The sequence below is a fragment of the Bacteroides sp. 3_1_23 genome (genome assembly GCF_000162555.1).
Taxonomy (GTDB): Bacteria; Bacteroidota; Bacteroidia; order Bacteroidales; family Bacteroidaceae; genus Bacteroides; species Bacteroides ovatus.
Genome location: NZ_GG774953.1, coordinates 74,020 through 93,908, shown reverse-complemented (window position 1 = coordinate 93,908; position 19,889 = coordinate 74,020). Strand labels below are relative to the sequence as shown.

At 42.8% G+C, this 19,889-nt stretch carries 17 protein-coding genes; 10 read left to right on the top strand and 7 right to left on the bottom strand.

The genetic code is table 11. The features are described from left to right. Positions 1–22 precede the first annotated feature (22 nt). Positions 23–427: a hypothetical protein gene (locus HMPREF9010_RS09105; protein ID WP_008649835.1), complete on the top strand. Its 405-nt coding sequence runs from the start codon at positions 23–25 to the stop codon at positions 425–427. 11 nt (positions 428–438) lie between these two features. After that, complete coding sequence (locus tag HMPREF9010_RS09110; RefSeq protein ID WP_008649834.1) at positions 439–1,725, top strand: leucine-rich repeat protein; 1,287 nt, start codon at positions 439–441, stop codon at positions 1,723–1,725. A 135-nt stretch (positions 1,726–1,860) separates the two neighbouring features. Here HMPREF9010_RS09110 and HMPREF9010_RS09115 read toward each other — a convergent pair whose 3' ends face one another. Beyond that, complete coding sequence (locus tag HMPREF9010_RS09115) at positions 1,861–2,568, bottom strand: TIGR02757 family protein (protein WP_004296184.1); 708 nt, start codon at positions 2,566–2,568, stop codon at positions 1,861–1,863. A 42-nt stretch (positions 2,569–2,610) separates the two neighbouring features. Then, the gene (locus tag HMPREF9010_RS09120) at positions 2,611–3,903 is read right to left on the bottom strand and encodes an MATE family efflux transporter (RefSeq protein ID WP_008649831.1); all 1,293 of its coding nucleotides are present in this window, start codon (positions 3,901–3,903) and stop codon (positions 2,611–2,613) included. Between the two features lie 439 nt (positions 3,904–4,342). On the opposite strand from HMPREF9010_RS09120, the gene HMPREF9010_RS09125 reads away from it, so the two are divergent. Beyond that, positions 4,343–5,656, top strand: coding sequence for a lysine-sensitive aspartokinase III (locus tag HMPREF9010_RS09125; protein ID WP_008649829.1), 1,314 nt, complete (start codon positions 4,343–4,345; stop codon positions 5,654–5,656). A gap of 52 nt (positions 5,657–5,708) precedes the next feature. After that, positions 5,709–6,524, top strand: a complete 816-nt coding sequence (gene proC, locus HMPREF9010_RS09130; protein WP_004307010.1) for a pyrroline-5-carboxylate reductase — start codon at positions 5,709–5,711, stop codon at positions 6,522–6,524. Between the two features lie 92 nt (positions 6,525–6,616). Here the strand turns inward: proC and HMPREF9010_RS09135 are convergent, their stop codons facing one another. After that, positions 6,617–7,957 (bottom strand): sigma-54-dependent transcriptional regulator, encoded by a 1,341-nt coding sequence (locus HMPREF9010_RS09135; protein ID WP_004311972.1) that lies wholly within the window; start codon positions 7,955–7,957, stop codon positions 6,617–6,619. A 129-nt stretch (positions 7,958–8,086) separates the two neighbouring features. Here HMPREF9010_RS09135 and HMPREF9010_RS09140 point away from each other — a divergent pair, with 129 nt between their 5' ends. From HMPREF9010_RS09140 to HMPREF9010_RS09155, 4 genes are all read left to right on the top strand, one after another. Continuing rightward, positions 8,087–10,576 (top strand): FAD-dependent oxidoreductase, encoded by a 2,490-nt coding sequence (locus HMPREF9010_RS09140; protein ID WP_032852802.1) that lies wholly within the window; start codon positions 8,087–8,089, stop codon positions 10,574–10,576. A gap of 31 nt (positions 10,577–10,607) precedes the next feature. Continuing rightward, positions 10,608–10,958 (top strand): winged helix DNA-binding protein, encoded by a 351-nt coding sequence (locus HMPREF9010_RS09145; RefSeq protein ID WP_004314299.1) that lies wholly within the window; start codon positions 10,608–10,610, stop codon positions 10,956–10,958. A gap of 227 nt (positions 10,959–11,185) precedes the next feature. Continuing rightward, the gene (locus tag HMPREF9010_RS09150) at positions 11,186–11,821 is read left to right on the top strand and encodes a DUF4136 domain-containing protein (protein ID WP_004307006.1); all 636 of its coding nucleotides are present in this window, start codon (positions 11,186–11,188) and stop codon (positions 11,819–11,821) included. Between the two features lie 15 nt (positions 11,822–11,836). Next, on the top strand, positions 11,837–12,463 hold the full coding sequence (locus HMPREF9010_RS09155; RefSeq protein WP_004307005.1) for a porin family protein: 627 nt from the start codon (positions 11,837–11,839) through the stop codon (positions 12,461–12,463). A gap of 87 nt (positions 12,464–12,550) precedes the next feature. Here the strand turns inward: HMPREF9010_RS09155 and HMPREF9010_RS09160 are convergent, their stop codons facing one another. Genes HMPREF9010_RS09160 through HMPREF9010_RS09170 form a run of 3 tightly spaced genes read right to left on the bottom strand, consistent with a single transcriptional unit; the run spans position 12,551 to position 17,209 of the window. Then, positions 12,551–15,562, bottom strand: coding sequence for a glycoside hydrolase family 3 N-terminal domain-containing protein (locus HMPREF9010_RS09160; RefSeq protein ID WP_008649827.1), 3,012 nt, complete (start codon positions 15,560–15,562; stop codon positions 12,551–12,553). Further along, positions 15,559–16,398, bottom strand: a complete 840-nt coding sequence (locus HMPREF9010_RS09165; RefSeq protein WP_008649825.1) for a bifunctional metallophosphatase/5'-nucleotidase — start codon at positions 16,396–16,398, stop codon at positions 15,559–15,561. The genes HMPREF9010_RS09160 and HMPREF9010_RS09165 overlap by 4 nt, the downstream gene beginning before the upstream one ends. A gap of 25 nt (positions 16,399–16,423) precedes the next feature. Beyond that, on the bottom strand, positions 16,424–17,209 hold the full coding sequence (locus tag HMPREF9010_RS09170) for a 5'-nucleotidase C-terminal domain-containing protein (RefSeq protein ID WP_008649824.1): 786 nt from the start codon (positions 17,207–17,209) through the stop codon (positions 16,424–16,426). A 155-nt stretch (positions 17,210–17,364) separates the two neighbouring features. Between HMPREF9010_RS09170 and rplS the strand changes: the two genes are divergently transcribed. Then, positions 17,365–17,715: a 50S ribosomal protein L19 gene (rplS, locus tag HMPREF9010_RS09175; RefSeq protein WP_004296199.1), complete on the top strand. Its 351-nt coding sequence runs from the start codon at positions 17,365–17,367 to the stop codon at positions 17,713–17,715. 273 nt (positions 17,716–17,988) lie between these two features. Here the strand turns inward: rplS and HMPREF9010_RS09180 are convergent, their stop codons facing one another. Then, positions 17,989–18,969 (bottom strand): ROK family protein, encoded by a 981-nt coding sequence (locus HMPREF9010_RS09180; RefSeq protein ID WP_004307000.1) that lies wholly within the window; start codon positions 18,967–18,969, stop codon positions 17,989–17,991. A gap of 179 nt (positions 18,970–19,148) precedes the next feature. Here HMPREF9010_RS09180 and HMPREF9010_RS09185 point away from each other — a divergent pair, with 179 nt between their 5' ends. After that, a complete protein-coding gene (locus tag HMPREF9010_RS09185; protein WP_004296202.1) occupies positions 19,149–19,865 on the top strand; it encodes an ABC transporter ATP-binding protein in 717 nt (238 codons plus the stop codon). Positions 19,866–19,889: the final 24 nt, after the last annotated feature.

Genomic DNA, 19,889 nt, shown 5'->3' with positions numbered 1-19,889 from the left:
AAATTAGAAAAAAGAAAAGATTATGAAGAAGATTGTTATTCTATTAAGCGCCATGCTTTTCATGGTAGCATGCGAAAAAGGAAACGAAGAAATGAAAGAAGCAAAAGTAGTGGTATCCGTTTATGATGAGAATGGAAAAATTGCAACGGGCGTTCCCGTAAAAATGTATAATGAAAAGGATTATAAGGTTTTTGAAAAAGATAATTTAACTTTGCCTACTGCAATCATACAGACAAATGAAAGTGGTATGGCCACCTTTGTACTGCCACGAGAGGAATGGTTTGCAACGCAGTCGCAACGGTTCCTGACATTCGTGGTACAAGAAGGGGGCGGCCCTAACAACTATCAGATATGGTCTTCCGGCAAAACCGTAGAAGCCGGAAAAGCCGTAAAAGTAGAAATACGTTTAACCCAATTCCCTAACTAAGCCTTTATCACATGAAGCAAACTAGACTTTATATAATTACAGCACTTTGCCTGCAAATGTTTTTGGGAACAATATTACTAAGTTGCAGCACCGAAAATGACGAATACAGGAAAGATTCACCTTCGGCAGCAAATCCTGTTGAACCCATAGAGGCTTCACTTGAAGATTTCTTCATAGAACAGCTACCCTCAAAAACAATTTATGCATTAGGAGAGAATATAGACTTAACCGGCCTTAACGTGACAGGCAAATATGATGACGGGAAACAACGGCCTGTAAAAGTTACCCCGGAACAGATCAGCGGTTTCTCTTCATCCACGCCTGTCGAAAAACAAGAAGTAACCATCACACTGGAAGGAAAACAGAAAAGCTTTTCTGTTCAGGTTTCACCCGTCCGTATAGAAAACGGAGTATTGACGGAAATATTGAAAGGATACAATGAAATCATACTTCCCAATAGCGTGAGATCAATCCCGAAAGCTGCCTTCAGCAACAGCCAAACAGCAAAGGTAGTACTCAATGAAGGATTAAAATCGATTGGAGATATGGCTTTCTTCAATTCGGCCATTCAGGAAATAGTATTTCCATCAAGCCTGGAACAGATGGAGGAAAACATTTTCTACTATTGCCGGAATTTGAAAAAAGCAGATTTAAGCCAAACGAAACTCACCAAACTTCCCGCCAGCACTTTTGTATATGCGGGCATTGAAGAAGTGCTGCTGCCTGCGACACTGAAAGAAATCGGAGCACAGGCATTCCTTAAGACATCTCAACTGAAAACGATTGAGATTCCGGAAAATGTAAAAACAATCGGATTGGAAGCATTCCGGGAAAGTAGCGTTACAACCGTGAAGTTACCGAACGGCGTTACAACCATGGCGCAAAGAGCCTTTTATTACTGCCCGGAATTGGCGGAAGTGACCACCTACGGGAGTACTTTCAATGATGACCCCGAAGCTATGATCCACCCCTATTGTCTTGAAGGATGTCCGAAATTGGCTCGCTTCGAAATACCTGAAAGTATTCGGATATTGGGACAGGGATTACTGGGTGGTAATAGGAAAGTGACCCAATTAACCATTCCGGCAAACGTCACACAGATTAATTTTTCGGCTTTCAATAATACAGGTATTAAAGAAGTAAAGGTAGAAGGGACAACACCTCCGCAGGTATTTGAAAAAGTATGGTACGGATTTCCGGATGATATTACCGTCATTCGTGTTCCTGCCGAATCTGTGGAAAAATATAAGAACGCAAATGGTTGGAGGGATTTCACAAACAAGATAACAACGTTCTAACAGTTCTCCAGTTTTTCGATTATAATCGAATAAAGTTGGTTTAATATCGACTTTTCCGGTTATAATCGAAATAACTTAAGAAAACACTATATTTTCGATAATAGCCGGAAAAATCAGTACTATTAGTTTATCTATTTAAATCTCCCCATTCACCCCCAAGCCGAACAGAGCAAAATCGCCCAGGCAAGGATCATCCGGAAAGACCTCTGCCAATGCAGTCGTTATCTGACGGGCATTTTTCAGAGAAAAAGTTTCCGTATCCGTCAACTTGAAATAATGTGCTACCCGGCATACATGTGTATCTAAAGGAACAATCAAATCTCTGCGATCAAAACTTTCCCAAATCCCCAAATCGACCTCCGAATCCCGACGAATCATCCAACGCAAAAACATATTCAGTTTCTTTTGAGGACTTTTGGCAGAAACTTCAAGAAATGCACATAACTTTTCCATTGGTATTCCGGGATATAACATCAAAGCTTCCTCCAGACTTTCAAACTGTGTATAAGCTATATATAATCGCCGAAAGTATCCATAAAAATCAGCATACGACAACATCCGATAAAAGCTATTGGTTGCTCCTGAAGGAAAATCCTTCTCCCACTGGCAGGACAATACATACTGATAAGGCGAATCTCCCATTAGCCCGTGCAATTCGTCCGCTTTCTTCAAGATCTGTTTGCGATTGCCAAAACTCATAATCGCCGTCAGCAAACCGCTGACTTCGATATCCTGTTTCAGCGTATAACGATGGGGAAACTGCACCGGATCGCTTTGTATAAAGTCTGCGCGATGATACATCTCCGCACACATTAAAAGTTTATTCTTTATATCTTCAGTCATTTCGAGAAAGTATCAAGTATTGAAAGTACAAAAATACATATTCTAGTTGGATTTCCTCTTTAAGTAAATGACGGATTGTATCCCTAATAAAATAACAAACAAATATTCTGCCGTCATATACACAGTCAGAGAAGCATGAAAACATTCACTTAACAGATACAGATAAATCAAATATACAAGAATGGTGATTAACTGGAAGATAAAGGCGAGCTTCGTCTTTCCTGTACCGGTAACAGCATTGATATAAACATATCCGGGCAGTGCAAAAGCATAATTCAACAGCATAACTATAAAAGGATAGAAAGCTAGTCTCACCAGATTATCGTTATTCGTATAAAATCCGATAACCCATTGGTTACCCCAAAGAGCCATAACTATCAATGGCCCCCCCACGGCATAACCCAACCTAAGAACTTTATGGCAAACGGGAAAAAGTTCCTTCCCCTGCCCCGCCCCAATTAGATTGCTGACTAATGAACCAGTAGTGGATGCAAAAGAGTTGACAATCACAAAAAAGACGGTAGAAACACTACGAGTAATATTGGAAATAGCAAGCTCTGTCCTTCCCAGATGCTCGATAGCAACGAAGAACAGAAACCAGGGAGCAACGCTGACAAAAGAGTGAAGCATACTCCATACAGATATCCTCAACAACTTTATTAACACTTTCCCATCATAAACGACCTTCAGCCCATATTTCACTTTATCTACCCTCACCCACATATATAATAGGAGTACGATAAAAGCTCCGAACTCTGCCAAAGAAGAAGCCATCGCCGCCCCGGATATACCCAGATTCAGTTTGAATATCAGCAGATAGTTAAAAGGAATATTGATACAGATAGCCATGATAGCTGCCACGGACAATGCTTTGGTCGTTGTTATCCCTACCAGAAAAGACCGGAAAGCTAAAAAAGGAAATGAGAATAACAAACCGAAGCTACGCCAATCCAGATAATGAATCACTGCCTGATAAATTTCATCCGAAGTTATCAACCGGCGCAGGATCAAGGGAGAAGCCAAATGGAGCAATAGGCAAAGAATGACTGCCATCCCCGACAGGAAATATACTCCCTGAAAAAATGTACGTCCCGTCTCTTTATAATGTTGTTCCCCATTTCTCCGGGCAATCATCACCTGCAGCCCGATGCTGAATCCGAAGCCCAGCATATAAACAGCTAAATAATAGATTCCGGCAAGCGCAGAAGCTCCCAGTTCGACTTCTCCCACATGCCCCAGGAAAATAGCGTCGGTAATATTGATTAATTGTTCCATCAGAATGCTCATCATCACAGGAAAGTTGATGAGCCATATTTGCTTATATGTATAATTCATTGCTCAACTTAAAAATAACACGATACGGTATACCACATCATAGCAGCACACAGTTCCGTAAATTTATAAAAATGGATATAAAACTCTTTGGCAGGCGAGTAGTTGCCTGTCGGATAGCTGAATAGCCCTGTTAGAAATGATGCTATTCGTTGAGCGTAGCTATATGCAGAGTTTCATAAATGGATGAATATTGCTGGTTTATCAATCAATTACGCAACAAAGATAAGAAATCTTATTTTCATATCCCAATGTGGTATGGTATTAGCAGATTACTTATAGTAAAGAAATGTATTAAAAACATTGATTGCAACATTAACAGATTGATTTATACAGATATACCATATTCTAAAGCTAAGGAATGATTCTTAAATATCTTTCTCTTTTGAAAAAAGGCATATCATTTTGAAAAGAGTAGTAACCAATAAATAACCAGATAACAATGAAAGTTTGTAAATTCGAGAAAATTAAAGATGAGGATGAAATGAAGCAAGTAATCAATTGTATTCAGAAAGAACATCCTTATGTAGCTGTAGTCCCTATATTGGCACAATTACAGGAGTGGTTACAGGCTATTTCCATCAGTTGGTTTCACGAAGAAGATGAAGCTTCTCATGCCACAGTCAATGCCATCGAAACATATTGCTGTGCCCTTGCCAATCATCTCATTACAGATTCGCACCTAAATCAGGAAATTAAAAACCGGATTCTGGAATGCATAAAGAAAATACATATACTTGTAGAAGACAAAGCAGATTTACTGATTGATAAAATGATAAAAGCGGAAGTATACGGATTATCCAGTGATTTATTCACTTATTGCTTACGTCAACAGGGTCTTCGTGCCCAAACATTAGATACCGGCAAACTTATACAGATCAACCTGGAAAGAAAGCCGGATATCCCATATATTCAGGAATCTATCCAACAATACATTGACGAGAACCGGAATGTAGATATTTTTATCGCCCCACTTTCCATTTGCAGAAATGTGTATGGTGAAATAGACTTCATGAGCGAACAACGCAATGATTACTATGCAACAGTGCTTGCCACCCTATTCAAAGCGGACGAAATACTGTTATCCACCCCTATCAATCATATCTACGCAAACCGGAATTGCCTGCGAGAACAACATTCACTAACCTACATAGAAGCCGAACAACTGATTAACAGCGGAGTACACCTGCTCTACGCAGATTGTATAACCCTTGCGGCACGCTCCAATATAGTTATCCGCCTAACCGATACACACGATCTGTCAACAGAACGACTCTATATATCTTCCCATGACACAGGCAACAGTGTCAAGGCCATCCTCTCACAGGATTCGGCTACTTTTGTGCGTTTTACCTCATTGAATGTATTGCCCGGATATTTGTTTATGGGTAAGATATTGGAAGTTATCAACAAATATCAAATCAATGTCATCTCAATGGCCTCATCCAATGTATCCATCTCGATGATGCTGACAGCCAGCCGGGACACCCTGCGAATCATTCAAAGGGAACTACACAAATATGCCGAAATGGTTATGGACGAAAATATGTCTGTAATACATATCATCGGCTCCCTTCATTGGGAACGCACACAAGTAGAAAGCCATATTATGGATACTATCAAAGATATCCCCGTATCTCTCATTTCTTATGGAGGAAGCGATCATTGTTTCACACTATCTGTACATACCACAGATAAAAACAGACTAATTAGTTCGCTATCCAGACAATTTTTCGAGAGTCAGTGCGCAGCCTGATTCAAAGCCGGATAAAAAGAGACATCTGAAAGCCAAATAAAAAAATAAAGAGATGAAAATAGCTATTATAGGAGCCGGACACATAGGGAGTGCAATCGTCACTTGTCTGGCGCAAGGACATCTTTACAATGAGAAAGACATTATTGTCTCCAATCCAAATATCGATAAACTGGAGAGACTGCAAGAACATTTCCCTGCAATACACATAACGACCGATAACCAACAAGCCATATCGGAAGCTGAAGTAATCGTCCTCGCCATCAATCCCTGGAAAGTAGATGAAGTATTGTCCCCTCTACGTTTCTCGCGTACACAAATCCTCGTATCTCTTGTGTCCGGAGTATGTATCTCCCACCTGGCTCATTTAACAGAAGCCGAGATGCCTATCTTTCGGGCAGTTCCCAATATGGCCATTACAGAACGTTCCAGCCTCACTTTGATAGCTTCCCGCGGAACCGATAAAGAATATCAGCAATTAATAAAACAGATATTTGAAGAAGGAGGAAAATGCCTGTTCCTGCAAGAGAAACAACTAGATACCACTTCCGCATTAACCTCCAGCGGAATAGCTTTCGCCTTAAAATATATGCAAGCGGTTATGCAGGCAGGGATTGAGCTAGGAATTCCCGGCAAGGATGCCATGCAAATGGCAGCGTATAGCATGGAAGGAGCGACAGAACTGATTCTGAATCATAACACTCATCCATTGCTGGAAATAGAGAAAGTAACCACTCCGGGCGGAACCACTATAAAAGGATTGAACGAACTGGAGCACAAAGGCTTCACTTCTTCTATTATTCAAGCCATCAAAAGCAGTGCCACAACTTTGATTGACAAAGAGGAAGAAGATGCAAAAAATTTCCGATAGTCCTTATGGTATGGTTTCTCAAGTCCTTTTTGCCTATTTTGAAATGCTATATATCCCAAAGCCAGCATAAAAGGACTTAAGAAAATGTATGCTTAGATTTTATATTCCTCTATCTTCCGGTACAGGGTGGTAAGTCCGATTTTCAACAAACGGGCAGCTTCCGTTTTATTCCCTTTTGTATATTCCAACACACGTGCAATATGTCTGCGTTCCATTGCGGCCAACTCAAAACTGCCTACACTATCATCCGAACATTCATAATGAGTGTTTTGGATTTCCAAAGGAAGATCACAAATATCCAGTCGCCCCCCTTCACACACAATCAGGCTACGCTCAATCACATTTCTCAATTCACGGATGTTCCCTTTCCACGGCTGTTGTTCCAGAGCTTCCAGAAAAGCAGGAGTCATCTCATTGATGGCATACGAAAGTTTTTCGGAGAAACTCTTGGCGAAAGCAGTTGCAAGAATCCGGATATCACCGGTACGTTCACGGAGCGAAGGAAGATGCACCTGAAAAACCGAAAGACGATAAAACAAATCTTCACGGAAATGTCCTGCTTTGATCTCCTCCTGCAGGTTGCGGTTGGTAGCAGCAATGATACGCACATTGACTCTTGTCGGCTTGGTATCACCGATCTTTATATATTCTCCTGTTTCAAGGATACGCAGTAACTTTGCCTGCAGTTCGAAAGCCATCTCTCCGATTTCATCCAGAAAGATCGTTCCGTTATTAGCTTCTTCAAAAAGTCCTTTCTTATCTTTCAGTGCACCGGTAAACGAGCCGGCCTTATGTCCGAACATCTCGCTTTCGAGCAATTCTTTGCTGAAAGACGAACAGTTGACTGCCACAAAATTCTGTTTGCTCCGTTTACTACTATAATGTATAGCTTGCGCAAAAACTTCCTTTCCTGTTCCTGTTTCCCCCGTCAGTAATACGGGAACATCTGTCACAGATACCTTCTGCGCCAGAGATACAGCCTCTTTCAACACCTTTGACTCACCCAGAATAGAATCGAACGAGTACATCTGCCCGACTTTCTTTTCCAGTTTTTCCAAACGGACATTCATCTTTGCTTTCTCCACGGCACGGCTGATTAAAGGGATAATCTTGTTATTATCATCTCCTTTTGTTATATAATCAAATGCACCGTTTTTAATAGCCTGCACCCCGTCGGGAATATTGCCATGAGCAGTAAGAAGAATCACCTCTACATTGGGAGCTATTTTCTTGATGTTCAACACCAGATCCACTCCGTTTCCATCAGGAAGAAAAACATCGCATAAAGCTACGTCGGGCGATTGAATTTCCAGTTGTTTGATGGCAGCTTTGCAATCACCTGCCTGACACACTTCATAGCCCTCAAGTTCCAGCATACGAGCTAAAAGACTGCGAATCTGGACTTCATCGTCAATAATAAGAATTTTACTCATACAATTTATCTACATTAAATAGAAGAATGAAAAACAGGGTGTGCAAATATAGTTTTTTTATCTGAATCCATGAACATTTCTTCCATACAGTTTGTTCTTTCCAAAGGAAACTATTTACGCTATAAACAGATGAAAATAATTATTATTGGGGGAGTTGCAGGAGGAGCCACCACTGCTGCCCGAATCAGACGAATAGATGAAACAGCTGAAATTGTCCTTTTAGAAAAAGGAAAGTACATATCATACGCCAATTGTGGCCTGCCCTATTATATAGGGGGAGTGATAGAGGAACGGGATAAATTGTTCGTGCAAACGCCCGAAGCCTTTTCTACACGCTTTCGCGTAGATGTACGTACAGAAAACGAAGCGATTTTCATTGACCGGAAAAGAAAGACAGTGACCATCCGGCAAAGCAGTGAAGATACTTATGAAGAGAGCTATGATAAGTTAGTCATATCTACCGGAGCCTCTCCGGTACGCCCCCCTCTTCCCGGAATCGACCTAAGTGGAATTTTCACACTAAGGAATGTCACCGACACAGATCGGATCAAAGAATATATCAAGAGCCACGCCCCACGAAAAGCCGTTGTCGTAGGAGCCGGATTTATCGGCCTTGAAATGGCGGAAAACTTACATGCACAGGGAGCGAAAGTATCGATTGTGGAAATGGGCAATCAAGTGATGGCCCCTATTGATTTTTCGATGGCATCACTTGTCCATCAACATCTGATGGATAAAGGAGTAAACCTCTATTTGGAGCAAGCTGTCGCCTCTTTTAGCCGGGATGGAAGAGGATTGAAAGTTACTTTCAAGAATGGCCAGTCAATCTCTGCCGACATCGTTATTCTATCTATCGGCGTACGTCCGGAAACCAATCTGGCACGGGCTGCCGAACTGACTATCGGTCCTGCAGGAGGTATCGCTGTAAACGATTACCTGCAAACCTCTGACGAGTCTATTTATGCCATCGGTGACGCGATCGAGTTCCGCCACCCGATCACGGGCAAACCCTGGCTCAACTATCTCGCCGGACCCGCCAACCGTCAGGGACGCATCGTTGCGGACAATGTCCTCGGAGCAAAGATTCCTTACGAAGGCTCTATCGGTACTTCAATCGCAAAGGTTTTCGACATGACCGTTGCTTCAACCGGCTTACCCGGCAAGCGTCTGCGTCAGGAAGAGATAGACTATATGTCGTCTACCATTCATCCCGCTTCCCATGCCGGTTACTATCCGGATGCCATGCCGATGAGCATTAAAATCACTTTCGATAAAAAGACAGGAAGATTGTATGGCGGACAAATCGTTGGTTACGATGGGGTGGACAAACGGATTGACGAACTCGCACTTGTCATCAAGCACGAGGGAACAATCTACGATCTGATGAAAGTGGAACAAGCGTATGCTCCTCCGTTCTCTTCGGCCAAAGATCCGGTAGCACTGGCAGGATATGTAGCTGAAGATATCATCACAGGCAAAACCAATCCTGTGTATTGGAGAGAATTGCGAGACATTGAAATGGAAAATAAGTTCCTGTTGGATGTCCGCACCCCGGATGAATTTTCATTGGGTAGCTTACCGGGTGCCGTGAATATTCCGTTGGATGAACTTCGCAACCGGTTGGCAGAATTACCGAAAGATAAAATGATTTATACATTCTGTGCAGTCGGGTTACGGGGGTATCTTGCTTACCGTATACTGACACAACACGGATTTGACAAGGTACGTAATCTCTCGGGAGGATTAAAGACTTATCGGGCTGCCACTGCTCCCATCATCATACGGGAAGAAAATGGAAACGAAATGGACGAATCACCCATACAAAAGGAAACCGCTTCCCAAACCAGTCAACCCAACGTTTCTACGGCTCCCGTCACTGCTGCTACCCCTGCCAAAACAGTCCGGGTGGATGCCTGCGGGTTACAGTGTCCCGGTCCGATTCTGAAAATGAAGAAAACAATGGATACACTGGTTTCAGGCGAACGGGTGGAAATCACCTCAACCGATCCAGGCTTTCCGCGCGACGCCGCCGCATGGTGCAGTTCGACGGGTAATCAATTGATTTCGAAAGATACCTCCGGAGGAAAATCTATTGTTGTAATAGAAAAAGGAGAACCAAAATCGTGCAATATTGTTACTTCATGTGAGGGCAAAGGAAAAACCTTCATCATGTTTAGTGATGATTTGGACAAAGCCTTGGCTACTTTTGTACTGGCAAACGGCGCAGCAGCTACGGGACAAAAAGTCACCATCTTCTTCACTTTCTGGGGACTGAACGTTATCAAGAAGTTGCACAAACCGGAAACCGAAAAGGATATTTTCGGAAAAATGTTTGGTATGATGCTGCCTTCCAGCTCCAAGAAACTGAAACTTTCTAAGATGAGCATGGGCGGAATAGGCGAAAAAATGATGCGGTATATCATGAACAAAAAAGGGATTGATTCACTGGAATCCCTGCGCCAGCAAGCGCTGGAAAACGGTGTGGAATTTATTGCTTGCCAGATGTCAATGGACGTGATGGGAGTCAAACAAGAAGAACTCCTGGACGAGGTGACCATTGGCGGCGTAGCAACGTATATGGAACGGGCGGATAACGCAAACGTTAATCTATTTATTTAAAAAATGAACAAATGAAATATTTAAATAAGGTATGAAAACAATATGTGCAATGCGTGATGTATTCAAAGCAATGGGAAACTTTGAAACAGCATTTGAAAAAATGTACCAGATAACGCTTAATGAAGCAATGATATTGTGTGCCCTTAAAGAGGCTTCGGACAAAGTGACGGCTACCAACCTGTCTAAACAAACCGAACTAAGCCCCTCACACACATCCAAAATGCTGCGGATACTGGAAGAAAAAGGACTAATCGTCCGATCACTCGGAAGTGAAGACCGGAGACAGATGTATTTCCATCTGACTCAATTGGGTAAACAACGGGTAACTGAACTGGAACTTGATAAGGTAGAAATACCGGATCTACTAAAACCTCTGTTTTAATAAACGGATTTTTCAAATAAATATCTGTAAATAATAAACGGTGAGCAAACTCCCTGATAATAGGGCAGAGCGCTCACCGTTTTTCTTTCCGCCGGGCCAAAGAAATATGTTAATTTTCCGGCAAAAGAAATTTCCACGCGAACCTTTTTCCACCTTTCTTGTTGTTTGTATCAAAAGCCCAAGGTACCTGGGCGTGATTTTTATATAACCTAAACATTATAAAAGATATGAAGAAATTAATTCCTATTTTATTGGCGGTCTTTGCACTCGCTTCATGTGAAAAAGACCCGGACATGGGTAAACTGGATGACAATTATCTGGTATACACTAACTATGACAAGAAAGCCGATTTCAAAGTTCCTACATTCTATCTGGCACCCCAGATTCTGGTGATTAGTGACAGTAAAGAACCGGAATATCTCGAAGGTGAAGGCGCAGAACAAATTCTGGCTGCTTATACAGACAATATGGTAGCCAGAGGCTACGAAGCAGCAGCAGACCAAGAAAGTGCAGATCTTGGTATCCAAGTGAGCTACATCGCAAGTACTTATTATTTCACCAGCTACACACAACCTGAATGGTGGTGGGGTTATCCCGGATACTGGGGACCTGGCTACTGGGGTGGCAACTGGGGTGGTGGATGGTACTACCCGTACGCTGTAACTTATAGTTATAGCACCAACTCCTTCCTGACAGAAATGGTGAACTTGAAAGCCGAACAGGGAGACAGTAAAAAACTGCCTGTTGTATGGACAAGTTATCTGACCGGATTTGAAACTGGTTCCAAAGCTATCAACCGTACTCTTGCAGTAGAAGCTGTCAACCAGTCATTTACACAGTCACCTTATCTTACTAACAAATAAACAACTACAACTGTTATGAAAACAAGAAAAAATATATACTTCAAGGTAGTAGCCTTGGCGGCTATTGCCATCGCCTTCGCCATGCCGGCTAAGGCACAGCTATCAGACAACGGATATGCGAATATCGACTGGCAGTTCAATGCTCCGCTAAGTAATCACTTTGCAGATAAAGCAAGCGGTTGGGGTATGAACTTTGAAGGTGGTTATTTTGTGACTCCTAACATTGGCTTGGGGCTTTTCCTCAACTATCACAGCAACCACGAATATGTAGGTCGCGAAACCTTCCAGATGGGTGCCGGTGAAGTGACTACCGATCAGCAACATACCATTTTCCAATTGCCTTTCGGTGCCGCTGCACGTTACCAGTGGAATCGCGGTGGATCTTTCCAACCTTATGTCAGTGCTAAATTAGGTGCTGAATATGCAAAAGTCCGCTCTAACTTCAATATGTTGGAAGCAAGAGAAAACAGTTGGGGATTCTACGCTTCTCCTGAAGTAGGTATCAATGTATTCCCATGGGTTTACGGACCGGGCTTGCACTTTGCTTTGTACTACAGCTATGGTACCAACAAGGCTGATGTACTGCATTACAGTGTAGATGGATTGAGCAACTTCGGTTTCCGCCTGGGTGTATCGTTCTAAAAAGAACTGCAACTATCAGAATATTACGTTAATAATAAAAAAGGTAAAAGGTAGCTTTTAATATAGATACCTTTTACCTTTCTTTTTTTATTTTTTCTTCATCGCATCATAAATAGCTCCCTGTATTCGCTCACGAATGTGCAGCTGGTTCAATTTGCGGTTCGTTACGTCCGGATAAATCCGGTTGCTAAGAAATACATAAACCAGTTCATTCATTGGGTCCACCCATGCACATGTACCGGTAAATCCGGTATGGCCATATACTTCGGCAGGTGCAGCAGGCGCACAATTTCCTTTCTTCGGATCGTCTGCATCGGGCTTGTCAAAACCTAAGCCACGCCGGCTGATCTTCGAGATTTCAGTAGTAAACAGCTGGCAAGTTTCTTTGCTAAGATAACGTTGTCCATCTATTTCTCCTCCATTCAGCAACATCTGATAAACGCGGGCTACATCACGGGCAGTAGAGAAAAGTCCGGCATTTCCGGCCAATCCGCCAAAGAAAGCGGAAGCCTCATCATGTACAAATCCCTGCAAAGTCTCTTTACGCAAGAAACGGTCTTTGTTGGAAGGGACAATTTCCGATTTGGCAAAGCGGCGTAAAGGCAGGTAACCTGTATGTTCCAACCCCATCGGCTCATAAAACTCACGTTGCAAATAGGCTTCCATAGGCATACCGGCCAGTTGTTCCACCAACATTCCCAAGAGTATAAATCCGACATCACTATATACATAGCGCTTCTGCTTTAACGGAGCTTCTGCAATTTTCTCTTCTATCACCTTTCGGAAAGAACGGTTTAACCACAAACTGTCACAGATCTGAACAGTATAATCACCGGTCTTGACCGGAGAAATATATTCACTCTTGAATTTGAATTTCGGATTCGCCCACGTAGTCGTACCAATCTGTACCGGATGGTGGACATCTTTACGTGCGCTGAACAATCTTCCGTCATAGCTATCCTTATCGATGGCTTCCTGATAAAAAGGAATCCAGGAAGGTAAACCGGACTGATGATACAGAATTTCCTGAATCGTTATATCTTTCTTATCAGTACGTTGCAAGAACGGCAAATGATCCGAAATTTTATCTGTCAGATTAAAACGTCCCTTATCGTAGAGTTTCATAATGGCAAGCAAGGTACCCGTCGTTTTTGAAAGGGAAGCCAGATCGTAGATATTCGTAGATTCGACACGAGGACTTCCTTTACCCGTATAAGTACCGAAAGCCTTGTCGAACATAATATGACCGTTTTTCAGCACCACCACCTGGCAACCGGGATAGGCTCCCTGACGAATACCATCCAATGCAATGGAATCAATCTGTTTTAGATGAGCAGAGGAAAGCCCGTATTCTTCCGGAACGAAATGCAACGGCGTTTTAGGGGTAATAGTCACTCCTGCTCCCGTTGGGAACAGTTCTCCCAGACTTGCCGACAACTGTCCGTCTGCAGATGCCTTGGCAAATAGCACATCTGCCACCTGGCGCTGCACGTCACTACTATAGCTATGTCCCAGCACCACCGCCGAAGCATGAGCCACCGCGCGCTGAATCTGCAACATCATCTTCCCGGGAGTAAAAAACAGATAAATGGCCGGGCTTTCGGGAACAAACTTAGCAAAGAAAGGCTGATAAGGAGCCAGCCGCTGTTCACTGACGGCTACAATAATCCGTTTATAGGTAGACAAAGAATCACGCAACCGCTGATTTTCCTCTTTCGTCTGATTGGCACGAAGGGAAAAACGAGCCAAAGACGTATAGCGGGAAAGTTGTTTCGCCAACGCATCAGTTTCTCCGGGATCTCCTACCTCGAGCAATGCAATCGTCTGCTCTTTGTCTGTATGCAAGGGGAGAATATGATTCTTGTTGTTCAGAACTGTTATTGCCGCTAAATTCAACCGGCGAACCAAATCACGCGTTTGCGGACTGTTAATCCGTTGTTCCAGACCGGATAATTGTACATACGACTTTTTCTTCAGTCCCAACACATATTTATAAGTCAAGACCTTACGACATTTGCTTTCAATATCTTCGCGGGTCAACTCTCCTTTTTCAATGGCTTCCAGTACGGCCGGTATCTCTTCCTTCAAGTTTCGGGGAGACAATACCATGTCATTACCAGCTTTCAAAGCCTGCAAACTGACATTTCCATTTCCCGCCACTCCTTTCATGGCAAGCGCATCCGTAAATATGAGTCCTTTGAACGCCAGTTCATCTGTCAGTAAATCGTATACGACATTGCGGGACAAGGAAGACGGAAGTCCACCAATCGGTTCTATCACCGGAACTTGCAAATGTCCTACCATCATACCGCCCAATCCGGCACGGATGGCTTCTTTAAAAGGATAAAGTTCCACACTGTCCAGACGCTCACGAGTGAAAGGAAGTACCGGAAGCGCCTTATGCGAATCAACATCGGTATCTCCATGTCCGGGAAAATGTTTACACACAGATAAAACCCCTCCACTTTCCAAACCGGAAGCATAAGCGATTACCTTATCAGCCACCTGTATCGGATCTTCTCCAAAAGAACGGGTATTGATTACGGGATTTTCAGGATTTATATTCACGTCCGCCACCGGAGCAAAGTTGACCTGTACTCCAATCTGTCGGCATTGACGAGCAACTTCACGCCCGTATTCATAGAGCAGCTTGTTGTCACGGATACATCCCAATACCATATTCCGTGGAAAAACAGGCATACCACGCAAACGCATGGCCAGCCCCCATTCTCCATCAAAGGTAATCATCAAAGGGACTTTTGCCTGCCGTTGCGCCCGGTTTGTCAGTTCAACCTGATTTTGCATCTTCCCACCGGAAAAGAGAAGTCCGCCCACTTTATAGGTGTCGATGACTTCGCGCAACAGTTCCAGGTTTCGTTTGGTATCTACCGGGGCAATGGTATAGATGAACAACTGCCCTACCTTTTCTTTAAAGGAAAGCTTATCCATAACCGAATCAACCCAGTGCCGGCAGTCCTTGTCCTGAAGGGCTTTATATACCAGCAGAGGTTCAACGATTGTAGCATTCTGCGCCGGACTTGAAACCGTGCCGGCCGCAATAAGGAATAAAAGCGTTACTATTGAGGGGATTATCTTCATTTATGTTTCAAAGTCAAATCGAGACGGCCTACACGAACACCATTTTTTCCCGTGTGCATAACAGGCACCTCTTTTCCGTCCATATTCAAGTATGTTTTGGGGCCTTTCATAAATGTATGAGAGTGCCCGCCCAGAATCACGTCGATATTGCGTGTTCCGGCAACCAGATGTTCATCCATTTGAATACCCAGATGAGACAGGCATACTACCAAATCACAACCTTCTTCGTCTTTCAACAAAGCAGCTATTTCGTTGGATACGCGGATAGGATCTTCATAAACGACTCCTTCGCATTTATTAGCCTGAATCATCCCTTCGGGTTGGGTTCCAAGGCCAAACACACCAATTCTCAAACCATATTTCTCAAGAACGACGTAGGGTTTAACTATATCTTTCAATACCGTAGCATCCAGATTATAGTTGGCACAAACAACCGGGAAATTAGCCATCTTGAAAATACGTTCCATATTATCCACATCGAAATCAAACTCATGGTTACCGATAGTCATAGCATCGTAACCCATTTCATTCATTAGTTTAACTTCCACTTCTCCGCGGAACATATTATAATAAGGTGTTCCCTGAGAAATATCTCCGCAGTCGAAAAGCAGCACATTCTTATGCTCCTTGCGAAACTGTTCGAGAAAAGCAGCCCGGCGAAGAAAACCGCCTTTGTTATAGTATTCGTCCCCCTTCTGATTGACAGGTTCGATACGGCTATGCACATCGCTTGTTTGTAAAATAATCACTTCTTTGGTATCCTTATCCTGCGCAAAAATTGAGAAAGTAAAGCTCAATGCAAGACATAACAGGAATAATATCTGAATTCTTTTCATATTCAATATTTTTAGATTCTCCTTTTTATTTTATGGTAATACGTCCATCCAGTTTGGAGGTAATCGCTTTGCCTTCGGCAGTCTGTTTGCGTACATAATCAAGAAATAGTCCGCGTAAGGTTGCGTCTTCGGGGCATACTCTCTTTTCTGCCTGCAGGAAAGCATCCATCCGTCCATTTCCATCTGCCAGATAGTCGATAGTGGCCACCGTGTAAAGCTGGTCATCCTTTAGTGGTTTTTCACCGACAAAGGCGTTCAACAACTTTCCATCTTTGGTGATTTCAAGGCGGATACCGCTCACTCCTTCTCCGTGCAGAGATGAAATCGCTTCAAAAAGACGTCTCAAGTCTGTTCCTTTCATAGTCAGTACGCAAAGAGAATTCTCAAAAGGAAGAATTTCAAACACATCGCCTACCGTGATATCTCCTTCGGGCAAGATATTACGCAAGCCGCCCATATTTACCAATCCCATATCAGCAGGTTTCCCCAACACCTGAACAGCCGCTTGCTGCAAAACACCTGCAACAAGGTTGGAAAGTAAACTTTCGGGACCTCCTTTGTCCATTTTCATCGCACTGGTGCCGATGACTTCATACATCATCGCATCCACCTTTTCCTTATAAGGCTTTAAGATTTCGGCAGCTTTCGCGTTGGGAATGGTGTCCCAAACAGAATCAATCGTTATCATGCTACCCTCTACTTTGGTTACTTCGTACTGTGCCGTAGTCTCGCGTGCGGTCCGGCAGGAAGTAAACAGGAAGCCTCCTGCAAACGTCGCCACCATCAGATACTTTACATAAGTCTGTTTCATGTTCGCTATTTTTAGATATGCCACAAATATACAAAAACATTTGGCTATCTGGCAAATAATTCGTTACTTTGCACCGCTTTCGCGCAATCGCTGTCAAGAGAAGAGATACTTGGTATGTTGCGTTGTAACGATGAAACAATTTAATAATAACAACAATGGATTTAATTAAAATTGCAGAAGAAGCATTTGCTACCGGAAAACAGCACCCGAGCTTCAAAGCAGGAGACACTGTAACAGTAGCATATCGTATTATCGAGGGTAACAAAGAACGTGTACAGTTGTACCGTGGTGTTGTTATCAAAATCGCCGGTCACGGAGACAAGAAACGTTTTACTGTACGTAAAATGTCAGGAACTATAGGCGTAGAAAGAATTTTCCCAATCGAATCACCGGCTATCGATAGCATCGAAGTGAACAAGGTAGGTAAAGTTCGTCGCGCTAAATTGTACTACCTGCGCGCTCTTACTGGTAAGAAAGCTAGAATCAAAGAAAAAAGAGCTAACTAATAAGCCGAACTTTTCGATTCGAAATAAAAAAGGGAACTTCATTATGAGGTTCCCTTTTTTATTGTATATTTTCTCAAACATTCTCATGCCTATGAGAAAAAATTCTCATTGCAATGAGAATAATTCCTCAAAGGTATAAGAATATTTTCTCACTTCGGTGAGAATAACCCTTTGTCTGAATAAGCCGTACACGTCAGAAAGGACTAAATAAAACAAAGCCCCGAAAGTCATAAACTCCCGAGGCTTCATTACCTTTATTATAATAATGAAATGTTATTCTTTCAAATCTTTCAGTTCCCAAGCCAATGCACTGGCGCCCAGTACAGCAGCATCAGAATCCTTCAATTCGGAAACGAGCAGTTTAGTCTTGCCTTTATAGATATTCAGGATATTATCATCAATTGATTTCTGAATTGGTTTCATGATATAGTCACCGGACTTAGCCAAACCACCAAACAATACAATTGCTTCAGGGCTGGAGAATGCAATAGCATCTGCCAGTGCTTCACCCAAGATGTTACCTGTAAAGTTAAAGATTTCCTGTGCCAGTTTATCACCTTGTACAGCTGCATCATACACATCTTTTGAAGTGATGTTTTCTGCAGGAATGTTACGAAGCAAGCTAGCATCCGTACGGGCAGCAAGGAATTCACGGGCTGTGCGAGCTACACCGGTAGCCGAACAGTAAGTTTCCAGACATCCCTTACGGCCACAACCGCAAAGACGACCATCGCGACGGGCGATAACGTGTCCCAATTCACCTGCAAAACCGTCATGACCATACACCATCTGACCGTTGATAACGATACCGCTACCCACACCAGTACCCAGTGTAATCATGATAAAGTCTTTCATACCACGGGCAGCACCGTAAGTCATTTCACCGATAGCAGCAGCGTTTGCGTCGTTTGTCAAAGCAGTGGGGATACCCAGTCTTTCTTCAAACATGGCAGCCAACGGAAGAATTCCCTTCCAAGGCAGGTTCGGAGCAAATTCAATCGTTCCCGTGTAGTAGTTGCCATTCGGAGCACCGATACCAATACCTCTGATTTTATCAACACCACCATTAGCAATAATCAATGGAAGCAGACTTTTACACACTTCATCAGCGTATTCTTCTACTGTAGGGTAACCAGATGTTTTGATTGAACTGCTGGCAATAATAGTTCCGCGTGCGTCTACAATTCCAAAGACGGTATTCGTTCCGCCTATGTCAATACCTACTACGTAGGGTTTTTCCATGTTTGAATTCATGATACTTTTATTTAAAAGGGTTAGTTAATCATTAAGTTTACTGCACACAAATTACGTAAAGAAGATTGAGTCTACAAAATGTTTTTTGAAAAAAGTTCAACCTGTTTGCAACTTTTCGTATCTTTCGCACGTCTAATAGTAGAAAATTATCAGAAAACAGAAACTAAATAAAGAAAATTGTGATACAACTAACGAATATCAACAAGACCTACAACAACGGAGCGCCTCTCCATGTACTTAAAGGTATCAATCTCAACATTGAACAGGGGGAATTTGTTTCTATCATGGGGGCATCCGGGTCTGGGAAATCAACTTTACTCAACATATTGGGAATCCTCGACAACTACGATACCGGAGATTATTACTTGAACAACGTACTTATCAAGAACTTGAGCGAAACCAAAGCTGCCGAATACCGGAACCGTATGATCGGATTTATTTTCCAGTCATTCAATCTGATTTCCTTTAAAGATGCCGTAGAGAATGTAGCACTTCCTTTATTTTACCAGGGTATAAGTCGCAAAAAACGAAATGCGCTTGCCTTGGAATATCTCGACCGCCTGGGTTTAAAAGACTGGGCACATCACATGCCGAACGAAATGAGTGGCGGTCAGAAACAACGTGTAGCCATTGCACGAGCTTTAATCACCCAACCACAAATCATTCTGGCAGATGAACCAACAGGAGCTTTGGACAGCAAAACTTCCGTAGAAGTGATGCAGATTCTGAAAGATCTTCATAAACTGGGAATGACGATTGTCGTTGTCACCCACGAAAGTGGAGTCGCCAACCAGACAGACAAGATTATACATATCAAAGATGGAATCATCGAACGTATTGAAGATAATATCGACCATGACGCTTCTCCTTTCGGAAAAGACGGTATCATGAAATAATCTAAAATCCACCACTATACAAAC

Bases quoted from the DNA above. Each gene is read 5' to 3' on its own strand.
- HMPREF9010_RS09140 (WP_032852802.1), top strand. From the start codon at position 8,087: ATGAAAATAATTATTATTGGGGGAGTTGCAGGAGGAGCCACCACTGCT.
- HMPREF9010_RS09110 (WP_008649834.1), top strand. From the start codon at position 439: ATGAAGCAAACTAGACTTTATATAATTACAGCACTTTGCCTGCAAATG.
- HMPREF9010_RS09160 (WP_008649827.1), bottom strand. From the start codon at position 15,562: ATGAAGATAATCCCCTCAATAGTAACGCTTTTATTCCTTATTGCGGCC.
- HMPREF9010_RS09120 (WP_008649831.1), bottom strand. From the start codon at position 3,903: ATGAATTATACATATAAGCAAATATGGCTCATCAACTTTCCTGTGATG.
- HMPREF9010_RS09135 (WP_004311972.1), bottom strand. From the start codon at position 7,957: ATGAGTAAAATTCTTATTATTGACGATGAAGTCCAGATTCGCAGTCTT.
- HMPREF9010_RS09125 (WP_008649829.1), top strand. From the start codon at position 4,343: ATGAAAGTTTGTAAATTCGAGAAAATTAAAGATGAGGATGAAATGAAG.
- HMPREF9010_RS09115 (WP_004296184.1), bottom strand. From the start codon at position 2,568: ATGACTGAAGATATAAAGAATAAACTTTTAATGTGTGCGGAGATGTAT.
- HMPREF9010_RS09105 (WP_008649835.1), top strand. From the start codon at position 23: ATGAAGAAGATTGTTATTCTATTAAGCGCCATGCTTTTCATGGTAGCA.
- HMPREF9010_RS09155 (WP_004307005.1), top strand. From the start codon at position 11,837: ATGAAAACAAGAAAAAATATATACTTCAAGGTAGTAGCCTTGGCGGCT.
- rplS (WP_004296199.1), top strand. From the start codon at position 17,365: ATGGATTTAATTAAAATTGCAGAAGAAGCATTTGCTACCGGAAAACAG.
- HMPREF9010_RS09180 (WP_004307000.1), bottom strand. From the start codon at position 18,969: ATGAATTCAAACATGGAAAAACCCTACGTAGTAGGTATTGACATAGGC.
- HMPREF9010_RS09145 (WP_004314299.1), top strand. From the start codon at position 10,608: ATGAAAACAATATGTGCAATGCGTGATGTATTCAAAGCAATGGGAAAC.
- HMPREF9010_RS09150 (WP_004307006.1), top strand. From the start codon at position 11,186: ATGAAGAAATTAATTCCTATTTTATTGGCGGTCTTTGCACTCGCTTCA.
- proC (WP_004307010.1), top strand. From the start codon at position 5,709: ATGAAAATAGCTATTATAGGAGCCGGACACATAGGGAGTGCAATCGTC.
- HMPREF9010_RS09170 (WP_008649824.1), bottom strand. From the start codon at position 17,209: ATGAAACAGACTTATGTAAAGTATCTGATGGTGGCGACGTTTGCAGGA.
- HMPREF9010_RS09165 (WP_008649825.1), bottom strand. From the start codon at position 16,398: ATGAAAAGAATTCAGATATTATTCCTGTTATGTCTTGCATTGAGCTTT.